The 14,745-nt window shown below is 56.3% G+C and carries 11 protein-coding genes and 3 pseudogenes; 5 read left to right on the forward strand and 9 right to left on the reverse strand.

The window, feature by feature from the left end; genetic code table 11:
• Positions 1–6 precede the first annotated feature (6 nt).
• The 3 genes and pseudogenes from fucR to WLO32_RS17255 form a co-directional block, all read right to left on the reverse strand.
• Positions 7–724: pseudogene (gene fucR / locus WLO32_RS17245) on the reverse strand (L-fucose operon activator).
• An 80-nt stretch (positions 725–804) separates the two neighbouring features.
• Positions 805–1,380: a methyl-accepting chemotaxis protein gene (locus WLO32_RS17250; RefSeq protein ID WP_435946235.1), complete on the reverse strand. Its 576-nt coding sequence runs from the start codon at positions 1,378–1,380 to the stop codon at positions 805–807.
• A complete protein-coding gene (locus tag WLO32_RS17255; RefSeq protein ID WP_435946236.1) occupies positions 1,292–2,257 on the reverse strand; it encodes a hypothetical protein in 966 nt (321 codons plus the stop codon). The genes WLO32_RS17250 and WLO32_RS17255 overlap by 89 nt, the downstream gene beginning before the upstream one ends.
• A 266-nt stretch (positions 2,258–2,523) precedes the next feature.
• On the opposite strand from WLO32_RS17255, the gene WLO32_RS17260 reads away from it, so the two are divergent.
• Entirely contained in the window at positions 2,524–3,420 is an 897-nt protein-coding gene (locus WLO32_RS17260) for an SDR family oxidoreductase (RefSeq protein WP_435946237.1), read from the forward strand.
• A 50-nt stretch (positions 3,421–3,470) separates the two neighbouring features.
• Here the strand turns inward: WLO32_RS17260 and exbD are convergent, their stop codons facing one another.
• Positions 3,471–3,896: a TonB system transport protein ExbD gene (exbD, locus tag WLO32_RS17265; protein ID WP_435946238.1), complete on the reverse strand. Its 426-nt coding sequence runs from the start codon at positions 3,894–3,896 to the stop codon at positions 3,471–3,473.
• A gap of 6 nt (positions 3,897–3,902) precedes the next feature.
• Entirely contained in the window at positions 3,903–4,637 is a 735-nt protein-coding gene (gene exbB, locus WLO32_RS17270; RefSeq protein ID WP_435946239.1) for a tol-pal system-associated acyl-CoA thioesterase, read from the reverse strand.
• 256 nt (positions 4,638–4,893) lie between these two features.
• On the opposite strand from exbB, the gene metC reads away from it, so the two are divergent.
• Together metC and yghB are read left to right on the forward strand one after the other, a co-directional pair.
• On the forward strand, positions 4,894–6,081 hold the full coding sequence (gene metC / locus WLO32_RS17275) for a cystathionine beta-lyase (protein ID WP_435946240.1): 1,188 nt from the start codon (positions 4,894–4,896) through the stop codon (positions 6,079–6,081).
• 162 nt (positions 6,082–6,243) lie between these two features.
• Positions 6,244–6,903, forward strand: a complete 660-nt coding sequence (gene yghB / locus WLO32_RS17280; protein WP_435946241.1) for a DedA family general envelope maintenance protein YghB — start codon at positions 6,244–6,246, stop codon at positions 6,901–6,903.
• A gap of 30 nt (positions 6,904–6,933) precedes the next feature.
• Here yghB and WLO32_RS17285 read toward each other — a convergent pair.
• Positions 6,934–7,825 (reverse strand): annotated as a pseudogene (locus WLO32_RS17285) (AraC family transcriptional regulator).
• A gap of 194 nt (positions 7,826–8,019) precedes the next feature.
• Here WLO32_RS17285 and yqhD point away from each other — a divergent pair.
• Both yqhD and dkgA read left to right on the forward strand, forming a co-directional pair.
• Positions 8,020–9,183 (forward strand): alcohol dehydrogenase, encoded by a 1,164-nt coding sequence (gene yqhD, locus WLO32_RS17290; protein ID WP_435946242.1) that lies wholly within the window; start codon positions 8,020–8,022, stop codon positions 9,181–9,183.
• Between the two features lie 105 nt (positions 9,184–9,288).
• Entirely contained in the window at positions 9,289–10,116 is an 828-nt protein-coding gene (dkgA, locus tag WLO32_RS17295) for a 2,5-didehydrogluconate reductase DkgA (protein WP_435946243.1), read from the forward strand.
• Positions 10,117–10,160: 44 nt separating this feature from the next.
• Here dkgA and WLO32_RS17300 read toward each other — a convergent pair.
• The 3 genes and pseudogenes from WLO32_RS17300 to WLO32_RS17310 form a co-directional block, all read right to left on the reverse strand.
• Positions 10,161–12,363, reverse strand: a pseudogene (locus WLO32_RS17300) (YgiQ family radical SAM protein).
• A gap of 130 nt (positions 12,364–12,493) precedes the next feature.
• Complete coding sequence (gene ftsP, locus WLO32_RS17305; protein ID WP_435946244.1) at positions 12,494–13,906, reverse strand: cell division protein FtsP; 1,413 nt, start codon at positions 13,904–13,906, stop codon at positions 12,494–12,496.
• A gap of 79 nt (positions 13,907–13,985) precedes the next feature.
• Positions 13,986–14,741: a 1-acylglycerol-3-phosphate O-acyltransferase gene (locus tag WLO32_RS17310; RefSeq protein ID WP_435946246.1), complete on the reverse strand. Its 756-nt coding sequence runs from the start codon at positions 14,739–14,741 to the stop codon at positions 13,986–13,988.
• Positions 14,742–14,745 lie beyond the last annotated feature (4 nt).

Below are 14,745 nucleotides of genomic sequence, written 5' to 3' on the forward strand. Positions count from 1 at the left end.
AGCCATTCATCCGCCCTGCAAGACCCAATCGCTGATAATTTCCGTCACCTCATCCACGCCGCCGATTCTGACCTCGCCTGCCCGTTCCAGTTTGCTTTTGTCTATCAGCAGCAAAGACTGGGCGGCGCGACGCAGCAGCGTCGTTTTATATTCCGCATTCCAGCTTCGCGTATCCCATAGCGTGCCGTTGACATCTACCCCTTCGCAGGAAAAGGCGAACAAATCAATCTCGATATTTTTGAGCAGCGCGGGCCAGCGGAGCATTAACGTAACAGGCGTATTTGCGCTGCAGCATGCCGCCGGTGCTGATGAGCTGAATCTGTTCGCGCTTCGCCAGAAGCTGGCAAATACGCTCGCTATTGGTAAAGACGGTAAGGGGAATATCCGGCAGCAGGCGGGCCAGATACCAGCAGGTTGAGCTGGCGTCCAGGGCAATCACCATGCCTTCGCTCACCCATTCCAGCGCGCGACGGGCGATTGTAGCCTTACTGTGCAAATGGCTTTTCTGACGTTCGATAAACGGGTCGCCGCTGTCGCCGGTGCCGCGGCTGATATGCCTGGCCCTGCCGTGCTGACGGATAATCTTCCCCTGCTTTTGCAGACAGTCCAGATCGCGTCGTACCGTTTCAAGGCTGACCTCCAGCAGGCGCGCCAGCTGCTGGGTGGTCAGATTTTCGTACTGTTCGAGGAGCTGAACCAACTCCTCATGCCGTGCGGTTTTCATTTATCTTCCCTCTGCCAGCCAACGTTGCCGCGTTTAACATAAGGGAATTTTGCCAGCGCAGTAAACGTTTTACCCAGCTATCAGGCCAGACGGAAGACCGAGATCGCCTGCTGCAGCTCGTCAGCCTGCCGCTGCTGCTCCTGTGCAGCCCGCACCGTCTGGGCCACGTGCTCCACATTCTCATGCACGCTATCATCGATGCGGGCGACGCTCTCGTTTAGCTGCCTGATATTGGCGCTTTGCTGGCCGCTCATTTCGGACAGCTCCTCCACCAGGTTTGACAGCGCGCTGATGGAGGCGATGACCTGCTTCATCGTCTTGCCGGCATGTTCAACCTGCAGCGAGCCGTTGCGCGTGCACTCCACGGAGACCGCAATCAGCTGGCGAATATCCTTCGCCGCATTTTCACAGCGCATCGCCAGCGTGCGGACCTCAGAGGCGACGACCGCAAAACCTTTGCCGTGCACGCCCGCCCGAGCCGCCTCCACGGAAGCGTTAAGGGAGAGGATATTCGTCTGAAAAGCGATGCCGTCGATAAGCTCAAGGATATCGCTGATGCGCTGCGACTCATCCCGGATTTGCTCCATGGTATGCGTCGCCTCGTCGATACTCTCTCCGCCCCGCGCGGCAACGTCGCTCGCACGAGCGGCAAGCATCTTCGCTTCCTGAGATTTTTCGCTGGTAAGCGAGGCGGCACCGGTGAGCTGTTCCATAGCGCTCGCCGCGACGGGCCAGCGCCGTTGCCTGCTCGTCCGTGCGTTTAGAAAGGGCGGCGTTGCGTTCGATAATGCTTTGCGATGCGCGAAGAACGTGCGCTACGCCTGCGCTGACCTTGCCGAGCGTGTCGCGCATCGTCATAAGCGTGGTGCTGAAGGTTTGCCCGAAAGGCGAATGGCTTGCCCTTTCGCTTCCCGCAAGCGTCAGGCAGCCGGATTCACGATTAATCTGTGCGGCCAGCCGCGCCACTTCGCTCGCCGAACGAGCGTCGTTAGCCATATGAACCGCCATATAAATAAGGATCGCGCTCTGGGCGACAACGAAGATGGCGTGAAACACCACCATATGAAAACCGGTATGCATAAAACAAATGATGCCCAACAGATCCTGCTCCTGCAGATAGTTAAATAATATATGATGTACCGCCGCGGTGGCCGCCCCCATTAATATCGGGCGATAATCGCGATAGGCCAGCAGAGCCGATAATAATACGAATACTGAAAAGTGAAATTCCGTTTCCCCTTCTCCTAATTGAATCAGCAGGGCGGCAAAACCTAATAGCGTAAAGGCGTAAAAAAGCCGGGTGATAAGCCCCCCCGGAAATAAAACTCTGATAAAACTGGAGGTTACAGAAAGTATGCCGCCAACAATCAGCGCCAGCGCCAGGGATTCGTAAAGCCATCCCACGCCCACTGCCACGGCAAATAATCCCCATACCAGCCAGAACATTAAAAGATCCGCATGCTGATAAATACGTTTGAAAGAGGCTATATCAGTTTGCTTTTGCGCTGTGTGAAAAAGAGTCATCGTTGCCATTGCGTCATCCACAATTATTGTTATGAGGTGTTTTCGCGACTTTATTATCGTCTCAGGAAAAAGCGTAGATGCTTTATTGGCGCGGAGTTAAGTTTTTACCGGCTTATAAATAAACTCTGCTTCCTGTTTGTTTAATTTGAATTAAGTCAGCTAAGTGTATGCCTGGGCCTGCAGGCGCCCGACGCCAGGAATAAACTGGAAGGGTTAGACATTTCAGCAAAAACAACCAGGCTTTAAGGATGTGTAAACAAAACGGAGAACGACTAATGGCAAATCACCAGTCTAAAATACAGGATCCGCGCACCCAGTATCATACCGGCGAGTATCCTAAGCAGAAGCAACCGGCTCCGGGGATTCAGGCGAAGATGGATCCGGTTCCCGACTGCGGCGAAAGCACCTATGTCGGAAGCGGAAGGCTCAAGGATCGTAAAGCGCTGGTGACCGGTGGCGATTCGGGTATTGGTCGCGCCGCCGCCATCGCTTACGCGCGCGAAGGTGCCGATGTGGTGATTAACTATCTTCCCGCCGAGCAGGAAGACGCCGAGCAGGTGAAAGTTTTAATCGAAGAGGCCGGCCGTAAAGCGGTGCTGATTCCGGGCGATTTGAGCGATGAAAAATTTGCCCGCTCCCTGGTGCAGCAGGCCGTTAAAGAGCTTGGCGGGCTGGATATCCTGGCGCTGGTGGCCGGTAAACAAACGGCGGTGGAAGAGATTGCCGATTTGACCAGCGAGCAGTTCCAGAAAACTTATGCGGTAAACGTTTTTGCTCTCTTCTGGATAACCCAGGAGGCCCTGCCGCATCTGAAACCCGGCGCGAGCATTATCACCACCTCGTCAATCCAGGCCTATCAGCCAAGCCCGCATTTGCTGGACTACGCCTCAACCAAGGCCGCCATCCTGAACTACAGCCGCGGGCTGGCTAAGCAGGTCGCGGAAAAAGGTATTCGTGTAAACGTTGTGGCGCCGGGGCCAATCTGGACCGCGCTGCAGATTTCCGGCGGCCAGACGCAGGAAAAAATTCCGCAGTTCGGCCAGCAGACGCCGATGAAACGCGCGGGCCAGCCGGCGGAGCTTGCGCCGGTGTATGTGTATCTGGCAAGTCAGGAATCAAGCTACGTTACCGCGGAAGTGCACGGCGTGTGCGGCGGGGAACATTTAGGCTAAAAAAAAATGGCGTGGTTTTTAACCACGCCATCTCTTATTACTGCATATTATTACTGAGCTTTAGTCACTTCCTGTCCTACCAGCCCAATTTTTAAATATCCAGCCTGATGCAGCGTATCCATTACGTTCATCATCGTTTCGTAGTCTACCGTTTTATCGGCGCGGAAGAAGATGGTGGTGTCCTTCTTGCCTTCGGTAGCGGCGGTCAGCACGTTGATCATGCTTTCTTTCGTCACCGGGTCATTGCCGACGAACATGGTGTTGTCGGCCTTAACGGAAAGATAAACCGGTTTTTCCGGACGCGGCTGCGGCTGGCTGGAAGACGCGGGAAGATTCACCTTCACGTCCACGGTCGCCAGCGGCGCTGCCACCATAAAGATGATCAGCAAGACCAGCATTACGTCGATAAACGGCGTAACGTTGATTTCATGCATTTCACCGTTATCGTCGAGATTTTCGTTAAGATGCATCGCCATGGGTTATCAGCTCACACGCAGTTTCTGAGTGGAACGCACCGGACGAGACTGGGAGCTGGCCTCTAAATCCAGATCGCGGCTTTGCAGCAGCAGCACCTGTGCCGCCACGTCGCCCAGCGACGCTTTATAGCCGCCGATCACGCGGGCGAAAATGTTGTAGATAACAACCGCCGGGATAGCCGCAACCAGGCCTATTGCCGTTGCCAGCAGGGCTTCGGCAATGCCGGGCGCGACAACCGCAAGGTTGGTGGTTTGCGTCTGGGCGATGCCGATAAAGCTGTTCATGATGCCCCATACCGTCCCGAACAGGCCGATAAACGGCGAGATGGCGCCGATGGTGGCCAGATAGCCGTTGCCGCGGCCCATATGACGGCCGACGGCGGCTACGCGACGCTCCAAGCGGAAACCGGTACGCTCTTTAATGCCTTCGTTATCTTCGCTTCCGGCAGACAGCTCCAGCTCGTTTTGGGCTTCGTTAATCAATACGGTGCTAAGGCTGCGCGCGCCGAAGGCGGCGGCCATTTCGCTGGCCTCGTCCAAAGAGCGGGCGTTGCTCAACTGCTGCTGTTCACGCTTCAGGCGGCGCTTCTGGGTGAGCAGCTCAAAGCTTTTGCTAAAGAAGATGGCCCAGGTGACGACGGAGGCCAGAATCAGGCCGATCATCACAATCTTTACCACGATGTCGGCATGCTGATACATGCCCCAGACGGAGAGATCCGTCTGCATCAAATTATTCGTCACTCTAACTCTCCACCGCGAAATAATACAAAAACTGGGCGTAATAATATCAAAACGACATCGAATTGATAGTAGTTCTCATTAGTATTTGCAGAGTGCCTGAAATTGTCTATGCATTCCTTGCGTTTACGCAGCAAAACCGCGCGGCCGCCGAATTTTCAGCTTTTTTTGTCAACCTGAAGAAACGGCATGAGGCAGCTTATGTAAACCGTGATAAGTTATGTTTAGACATCCAGACGTTTAAACGGGGTAAGAGGAAATGGCAGCGAAGCACATTGAAACGGCGCTGGTAAACGCCGGTCGCGATAAAAAATTCACCCAGGGATCGGTCAACAGCGTTATTCAGCGCGCTTCATCTTTGGTCTTTGAAACCGTGGAAGCCAAAAGGCAGGCTACAGCGAACCGGGCGAAGGGCGAGTTGTTCTATGGGCGTCGCGGCACCCTTACCCATTTTTCTTTGCAGGAAGCGATGTGCGAGCTGGAAGGCGGCGCGGGCTGCGCGCTCTACCCTTGCGGCGCCGCCGCCGTGGCAAACGCCATTCTGGCCTTTGTTGAACAAGGCGATAACGTGCTGATGACCGGCACCGCCTACGAGCCCAGCCAGGACTTCTGTACCAAGGTCCTCGCAAGGCTTGGGGTGACCACTACCTGGTTCGATCCCCTCATCGGCGCGGCAATCGCGGACCTGGTGCAGCCCAACACCAAAGTCGTGTTCCTTGAATCCCCAGGCTCCGTAACCATGGAGGTTCACGACGTGCCGGCGATCGTGAAAGCGGTTCGCAGCGTCGCGCCCGAGGCTATCATCATGATAGATAACACCTGGGCGGCGGGCATATTATTTAAGGCCCTGGAGTTTGGCGTCGATATCTCCATTCAGGCGGGCACCAAATATCTGATTGGCCATTCCGACGCAATGGTGGGCACCGCCGTTGCCAATGCCCGCTGCTGGGATCGGCTGCGCGAGAACTCCTATCTGATGGGCCAGATGCTCGACGCCGACACCGCTTATATGACCAGCCGGGGGCTGCGCACGCTGGGCGTGCGTTTACGTCAGCATCATGAAAGCAGTTTAAAACTTGCCGAATGGCTGGCCGGGCACCCGCTAGTTGAACGTGTTAACCACCCGGCGCTTCCGGGCAGCAAAGGCCATGAATTCTGGAAACGTGACTTTACAGGCAGCAGCGGACTGTTCTCTTTCATCCTGAAAAAACGCTTAAACGATGAGCAGCTGCAGCATTACCTCAACCCTTTCCGTTATTTCAGCATGGCCTATTCCTGGGGAGGCTACGAATCGCTTATCCTTGCCAATCAGCCGGAGGAGCTGGCTGAGATTCGCCCGGCGGGCGGCGTGGACTTTTCAGGAACCTTAGTTCGCGTCCATATCGGGCTGGAAAACGTCGAGGATCTGCAGGCCGATCTCGCTGCGGGTTTCCAGCGCATAGCCTGAAGTTGCCAGATATGGACACCTCAAGAGACAGAAATTTGTTTGCCGCTGTGATTTGTTGAGCCCGCGATCAAGGTGCCGTGGGCTTTTTAGCGTTACACTGTATCTAAAATAAGGTTCGCCCTGTTTCAGGCGTACCACCTAAGCGGTTCCACAGGATTTTCCATGGCTGTCATACAAAATATCGTCCAGGCGCTTTGGCAACATGACTTTGCCGCCCTGGCAAACCCGCATGTTATTGGTGTTGTCTATTGCGTCATGTTTGCAACGCTGTTTTTAGAAAATGGGCTGCTGCCGGCCTCGTTTCTGCCGGGCGACAGCCTGCTGCTGCTGGCGGGCGCGCTGGTGGCGAAAGGGGTAATGGATTTCGTTCCGACAATGGTGATTTTAACTACCGCCGCAAGCCTCGGCTGCTGGCTGAGCTATTTACAGGGCCGCTGGCTGGGCAACACCAAAACGGTAAAAGGCTGGCTGAGCCAGCTGCCCGCCCAGTATCACCAGCGAGCCACGCATATGTTCGACAGGCACGGGCTGCTGGCCCTGCTCGCCGGACGTTTTCTGGCGTTTGTTCGTACCCTGCTGCCGACCATGGCGGGCATTTCCGGCCTCAGCAACCGCCGTTTCCAGTTCTTTAACTGGCTGAGCGCCCTGCTGTGGGTTGGCGTGGTGACAAGCTTTGGCTATGCGCTGAGCATGATTCCTTTTGTGAAGCGTCATGAGGATCAGGTGATGACTTTCCTGATGATCCTGCCCATCGCCCTGCTGGTTGCCGGTCTGGTCGGCACGGTGTTCGTGGTGCTCAAAAAAAAAGTTAGGCTCGCGTAGCTAAATCCCCGGCCAGCCGCGCCGGGGTTTTTACATGGTGCGCATGCGCGCCACATCCTCACCCGGCGTCACGCCGAAATAACGCTTAAACTCGCGGCTAAACTGCGAAGCGCTCTCATATCCCACCCGCACCGCGGCGGTACTGGCTTTTAATCCATCGTGTAAAATCAGCATCCTCGCCTTATGCAGCCGGTAGCTTTTCAGGTATTGCAGCGGCGAGGTGCTGGTGACGGACTTGAAGTTATGGTGAAACGCCGAGACGCTCATGTTGGCCCTCCGCGGCGAGCTGGTCAACGGAGAGGTTCTCGGTGTACTGCGTCTCGATGCGCCTGAGCACGCGGCTTATCAGGCTGAAATGGGTCTGACGGCTGACCAGCGCCAGCAGCGCGCCGCCTCGCGGCCCGGTGAGAATATGGTAGAGAATTTCGCGCACGATCTGCTTGCCGAGGATACGCGCGTCCAGCGGGTGCTCCAGCACATCTAACAGGCGTTCCACCGCGCACAGAATTTCATCGGAAAGCTCGGCTGAGTTAATCCCCGTAGAGCAGGCCTGCGGATGGAAAAGATCGTCCTCACCGATATCCATCAGCAGGTCCTGCAGCTGCAGAATATCGACTTTAATGCGCATTCCCGCCAGCGGCACCTCAGGAGTCGCAAAAGTTTCACATTCGAAGGGTAAAGGTACCGTAAGCAGCAGATATTCGTTTGCGTCGTAGCGAAACACGCGATCGTTGATATAGCCCGTTTTGTGGCCGGAAAAGAGAATCACAATCCCCGGCTCGTACATCACCGGCGTTCTGGCATTAGGCTTAGTGCCGTACAGCAGGCGCACGTCGGGCAGCGCCTGAAGCGCGCTGCTTTCATTTTCTATCAGATGATTAATTTTCTGCGTCAGCTGCTGACAGATCGTTTTCCGGTTCATTTTTATCCGCTCCACAAGGCTTTTTTAGCTATGACAGTGTGCGACGAACAGGATTTTTTCTCCAGCCGCGTGGAGAAATGGGCAAGACAAAGGCAGGAATATGCATTGAGGGATAGCGTGCGTGAGCCGACAATGGGCCACATCAAAAAGCGACAGGCGATGTCTTTTTTCACCCACCTACCGGGAATCTGATAATGAACAATTTTAATCTCCATACCCCAACCCGCATCCTGTTTGGTAAAGGCGCAATTGCTGAACTGCGCGACCAGATCCCTGCCGGCGCCCGCGTGCTCGTCACCTACGGCGGCGGCAGCGTGAAGAAAAACGGCGTGCTGAATCAGGTTTATGCCGCGCTGGAAGGCCTGGACGTGCTGGAGTTCGGCGGTATCGAGCCAAACCCAACCTACGAAACGCTGATGAAAGCGGTCGATATCGTGCGCAAAGAGAACGTAAGTTTCCTGCTGGCGGTCGGCGGCGGCTCCGTTCTGGACGGCACCAAGTTTATCGCCGCCGCGGCGAACTATCCGCTGGAAAGCGATCCGTGGAATATCCTGCTGACCCGCGGCGAAGACGTTAAAAGCGCCATCCCTATGGGTTCCGTACTGACGCTGCCGGCAACAGGCTCCGAATCAAACAAAGGCGCGGTGGTTTCCCGGCGCGCAACCGGCGACAAACAGGCGTTTATGTCCGAGCACGTTCAGCCGGTCTTCGCCGTGCTCGATCCGGTTTATACCTACACCCTGCCTGCGCGTCAGGTTGCAAACGGCGTGGTGGACGCTTTCGTTCATACCGTTGAGCAGTACATCACCTGGCCTGTCAACGCCAAAGTACAGGATCGTTTTGCGGAAGGCATCCTGCTGACGCTGGTTGAAGAAGGCCCGAAGGCGTTGAAAGAGCCGGAAAATTACGACGTGCGCGCAAACGTAATGTGGGCCGCGACCATGGCGTTGAATGGCCTGATTGGCGCAGGCGTACCTCAGGACTGGGCAACGCACATGCTGGGCCACGAGCTGACCGCCATGCACGGCCTGGACCACGCCCAGACTCTGGCGGTGGTCCTGCCTTCCCTGCTCAATGAAAAGCGCAATGAGAAACGCGCCAAGCTGCTGCAGTACGCGCAGCGCGTGTGGGATATCACCAGCGGTAGCGAAGAAGAACGTATTGACGCCGCCATTGAGGCAACGCGTAATTTCTTCGAACAAATGGGCGCCCCGACCCGCCTGTCAGCTTACGGCCTGGACGGCAGCACTATTCCCGCGCTGCTGGTCAAACTTGAAGAGAAAGGCATGACCCGGCTCGGCGAACATCAGGATATTACCCTTGACGTAAGCCGCCGTATTTACGAAGCGGCGCGCTAAGTAATTTAGCCACCTGGCTTCCGTTTTCGGGTATTTGGTCCAGACTTAAATGCAATTCTTACACCGGGGCCCGGCCCCGGTGAATCGCTCATTAAGGAGGAACGCATGGCAAATCCAACAGTAATCAAGCTCCAGGACGGAAACGTGATGCCTCAGCTGGGCCTCGGCGTGTGGCAAGCCAGTAACGATCAGGTACTGCTCGCCATCGATAAGGCTCTGGAAGTTGGCTATCGCTCCATTGATACTGCCGCGGCGTACAAAAACGAGGACGGCGTGGGCAACGCCCTGAAAAATGCAGGCCTGCCGCGCGAAGAATTATTTATCACCACTAAACTCTGGAATGAAGATCAGCAGCGGCCGCATCAGGCGCTGGAAGAAAGCCTGAAAAAACTGCAGCTCGATCATGTCGATCTCTATCTGATGCACTGGCCCGTGCCGGGCAAAGACCACTATGTTGAAGCCTGGAAAGGGATGATTGAGCTGCAAAAGCAGGGCCTTGCGAAAAGCATCGGCGTCTGTAATTTCCAGGTCAACCATTTACAAAGGCTGATTGATGAAACGGGCGTGACGCCGGTTATCAACCAGATTGAGCTGCATCCGCTGCTGCAGCAGCGTCAGCTTCACTCATGGAACGCCACGCATAAGATTCAGACCGAATCATGGAGCCCGTTAGCGCAGGGCGGCGAAGGCGTTTTCGACCAGAAAATCATCCGTGATCTGGCGGATAAATACGGCAAAACGCCGGCGCAGATCGTTATCCGCTGGCATCTGGACAGCGGCCTGGTGGTGATTCCGAAATCGGTCACGCCGTCGCGCATCGTCGAAAACTTTAACGTCTTTGATTTCCGTCTGGATAAAGACGAGCTGGGCGAGATTGCGAAGCTGGATAGCAACAGGCGTCTGGGGCCGGACCCGGATGTGTTCGGCGATTAAAAAACAGCTACCCTCTCCCGTGCGGGAGAGGGTAAGAGCAACGCTTACGCAGGCCTCTTCTTCGCCGCTGGTTTTACACCGGCCTTAGGAGCCGCTTTCATCCCTGCGGCCGCAGGACGGCGCTGATGGGTCATCGGCGTATGGCGCGTCAGCGCCACTTTGCTGCCACGGTTATGGCGGCGCGCCTCGCGCATTTCTTCAAGGGTCGGAGCCGGAACCAGGCACTCGCGTCGGCCGCCGATCAGGTGCTTTTTCCCCATAGCTTCCAGCGCTTCGCGAATCATCGGCCAGTTCGCCGGGTCATGGTAGCGCAGCAGCGCTTTATGCAGTCGACGCTGGCGATCGCCCTTCGGTACCACGATATCTTCACTCTTGTAGCTTATCTTGCCCAGCGGGTTCTTACCGGTGTAATACATGGTGGTAGAGTTCGCGAGCGGCGACGGATAGAAGTTCTGCACCTGATCCAGGCGGAACCGGTTCTTCTTCAGCCACAGCGCCAGGTTCACCATGTCTTCATCGCGCGTGCCGGGGTGGGCGGAAATAAAGTAGGGAATCAGATACTGCTCTTTCCCGGCCTGCTTCGAATAGGTATCGAACAGCTCTTTAAAGCGGTGATAGCTGCCCATCCCCGGCTTCATCATTTTGGACAGCGGGCCTTCTTCAGTGTGTTCCGGCGCAATCTTGAGATAGCCGCCAACGTGATGCGTCGCCAGCTCTTTGATATAGCGCGGATCTTCTACCGCCAGGTCATAACGCACGCCGGATGCCACGAGGATCTTCTTAATGCCTTTCAGATCGCGGGCGCGACGGTAGAGGTTAATGGTCGGCTGGTGGTTGGTGTCCATATGCGGGCAAATGTCCGGATAAACGCAGGACAGACGGCGGCAGGTTTGTTCAGCGCGCGGCGACTTACAGCGCAGCATATACATGTTCGCCGTCGGGCCGCCGAGATCGGAAACCACGCCGGTAAAGCCCGGTACGGTGTCGCGGATCGCCTCAATTTCACTGATGATCGAGTCTTCCGAACGGCTCTGAATGATGCGCCCTTCGTGCTCGGTTATCGAACAGAACGAACAGCCGCCGAAGCAGCCGCGCATGATATTGACCGAGAAGCGGATCATCTCATAGGCGGGAATGCGCGCTTTGCCGTAAGACGGGTGCGGCACGCGCTTATAGGGAAGCGCAAACACGCTGTCCATCTCTTCGGTAGAAAGCGGGATGGCCGGCGGGTTGATCCAGATATAGCGGTCGCCATGCTTTTGCATCAGCGCGCGCGCGCAGCCGGGGTTGGTTTCATGGTGCAAAATACGCGAAGCGTGCGCGTAGAGCACCTTGTCATTTTTTACTTTTTCAAACGACGGCAGCAGTACGTAGGTTTTTTCCCACGGCTTAGGGCGCGGCGGCTGAACCACAACGGCTTTCGACTCTTCTTTTACTTCCGCCGCAGGCTTGCCGGCATCGGCGCACGGCAAATCTTCGCCATAGGGATGGGGAATAGGATCGATGCGCCTTGGCGTATCCAGACGCGTGGAGTCCACGCCCGACCAGCCCGGCATAGCTTCTTTACGCATCATCGCCGTGTTACGAACGTCGACGATCTCATCGATCTTCTCGCCCATTGCCAGGCGATGGGCCACCTCCACCAGCGGACGCTCGCCGTTGCCGAAGATCAGCATGTCGGCTTTGGCATCCACCAGAATGGAACGGCGTACGGTATCGGACCAGTAATCGTAGTGCGCGGTGCGCCTGAGGCTCGCTTCGATGCCGCCAAGGATCACCGGCACATCGCGCCAGGCTTCTTTACAGCGCTGGGTATAGACGAGGGACGCGCGGTCAGGACGTTTGCCCGCCACGTTATCCGGGGTGTAAGCGTCGTCGTGACGCAGCTTGCGGTCGGCGGTGTAGCGGTTGATCATCGAGTCCATGTTGCCCGCGGTCACGCCGAAGAACAGGTTTGGCTTACCCAGACGCATAAAGTCTTCTTTGCTGTTCCAGTCCGGCTGGGAGACGATCCCCACGCGGAAGCCCTGAGCTTCCAGCATGCGTCCGCAAATCGCCATGCCAAAGCTTGGGTGGTCGACATACGCATCGCCGGTGACCAGAATAATGTCGCAGCTGTCCCAGCCTAAATCGTCCATTTCCTTGCGTGACATGGGTAAAAACGGCGCCGGGCCGTAACAGGGCCGCCCAGTATTGAGGCCACGAAAAGAGTTCGCGATCGGGCTGGATCAAGCTTACAGAGCTCATATAGCTTTCCGAAAAAATGATGTAAAAGTAATCAAAGCCGGCGATTATACGCTGGTTATCAGTGATAAATGAAGGGTTAATGCAGCGTTATATTTGCCCTCACGATGAGGTAAGGGCAAGCGGCGGATCTTTAAGGCGCGGGGTTGACCAGCAGCTGGCCAATCGAGCCCCTGTCGGCCATTTCCAGCGTCTGGCTGGAGTAGAGGAACGGGAAGTGCTCCCAGGAAGGCTGGCCGAAATAAACCAGCAGCTCGACCTGGCCGTCGACCCAGACGGTGTCCTTCCAGCCGCGGTCTTCGCCAAAGGGCACCGCGCCGTTCACGTTCTTAATCAGGAAGCTCACGCCTTCAATATGGAAGGACTGCGGCATATCCGAACGCACGGTCCAGCGCTCCCAGGTGCCCTGCTGCGTCTGGATGTCGATACGCTTAATATCCCACAGCTGGCCGTTAATACCCGGCTCGTCGCCAAGCGTAATCTCGCGGCTGCGCGCCGGAGTGCCGTTAATGATTTCATCCGGCAGCAGGCGCATCGGCAGGCTATCCGTCACCAGCGGCAGCAGGCCGGTTGGGCGCAGCGTTAGCACCAGGGTAGAAATAAGAATGCTAGACGGCTCAAAGAAGCCGCGAATGCGATCCATGATTCCCGCCGCTTCGCCGCAGGTAATGGAAACCTCTTTCCCTTCGGTCATATCGACCAGAATTTCGCGGCGCTCGCCGGGAGCTAAAGAGAGCTGCTTGACCGAGACCGGTGCAGGTAAAAAGCCCTGATCGCTGGAAATAACGTGCATCGGCCGGCTGTCACTCATCTGCAGCAGGTAGCGACGCGCGTTGGAGGCGTTAAGCAAGCGAAGCCTTACCCAGCCGCGGGAAACCTCGACATAGGGCCCCTGCACGCCGTTAACCAGCAGCGTGTCGCCAACGAAACCGCCGCTGCCCGGCTCAACGTATTCCGGCGTCCCGAAGTTATCAAGGCGCTTGTCCTGAATAATTATCGGGAAATCATCGACGCCGTAGTGGTTAGGAACAGGCAGCGATTTGCTGACCTCATCCTCAATCAGCCACATGCCCGCGAGGCCGTTATACACCTGCTGGGCACAACGGTTCGGCGTGTTGGCGCGATACCAGAGCGTGGCGGCCTGCTGGCGAATGGGCAGCACGGGCGCCCAGTCAACGTTTGGCGACATCATACGCGGCGCGCCGCCCATCAGCGGCCCCGGCACCTGCAGACCGGCGATAGTCATGCCGATATTCTCCTGCAGGCGATTGCTGTAAATCATCTTTACATCGTCGCCGTTCCAGACGCGGATGGTCGGCCCGAGGTAGCGCCCGTTTAACCCCCAGACCTGCGCCTTGGCGCCGCCGGTGAACGACCAGTGCGCCCGCTGCAGCGTCAGGAAAAGAGGCTGGCCGCGGCGGGATTCAAGCAAAGGGGGAACGGGTAACGGTAGCTGCTGCCCTGCCGCATTAGCCCTCAGTGGCACCGCACCTGCACAGAGTGCAATTCCCGATGCCTGAATAAACTGACGCCGACTGAGTGACATATTTGCTCCATGTAAAACTTAAAACGTGAGGGCGGTACAAGCCGTACCGCCAGAGGGGAAGAACCCCGGCATGAGGCGATCAGCTCGCCTGTTTTTTCTCTACCGTGCCGGACGCTTCGCGTTCCGCCACTTCTTTATTTAGCTCGTCGATTTTCGCCATCATAATTTCGCGGCAGTGCGTTGCCAGCTTGCGCACCTGATCTTTACCGTACTGGCTGGTATCAATCGGCGGCAGCATTTCGACAATCACCAGGCCATTATTCCAGCGGTTGAGCTTAATTTTATTGCTGGTATTAGAAACGCACACCGGAATAATCGGCACGCCGGCGGCAATAGCCGCATGGAAGGCGCCGGTTTTAAACGGCAGCAATCCGCGCCCGCGGCTACGAGTGCCCTCCGGGAACATCCAGACGGACACATTGCGTTTTTGCATTTGCGACACAACCTGCGAGATGGTGCTGTGCGCTTTGGCGCGGTTATCCCGGTCAATCAACATGTTGCCGGTTAGCCAGTATAGCTGCCCGAAAAAAGGGATCCATAGCAAGCTTTTCTTGCCCACGGTAACGGTCGGCGGCTGCACGATATTCGCCGCGGTGACCATATCGAAATTATTCTGGTGGTTGCCGATATAAATAGCCGTCGGATGATTTTCAGCGCCCGCCGGCAGGCGGGTTTCTACCTTCAGGCCGAATACGGGCGCAAGGCGTCCGAAAAGATGGCCAAAGGTTGCCACGTGACGCGGATTACGCGGGCTAAATAAGCAGTATATGCAGCCTAAAATACAGACCAGAAGACAGTAAATCACAACAATAATAAAACGAACGATGGATAGCATAACA

This window comes from Dryocola mayonis, assembly GCF_051307045.1.
Lineage (GTDB): Bacteria > Pseudomonadota > Gammaproteobacteria > Enterobacterales > Enterobacteriaceae > Dryocola.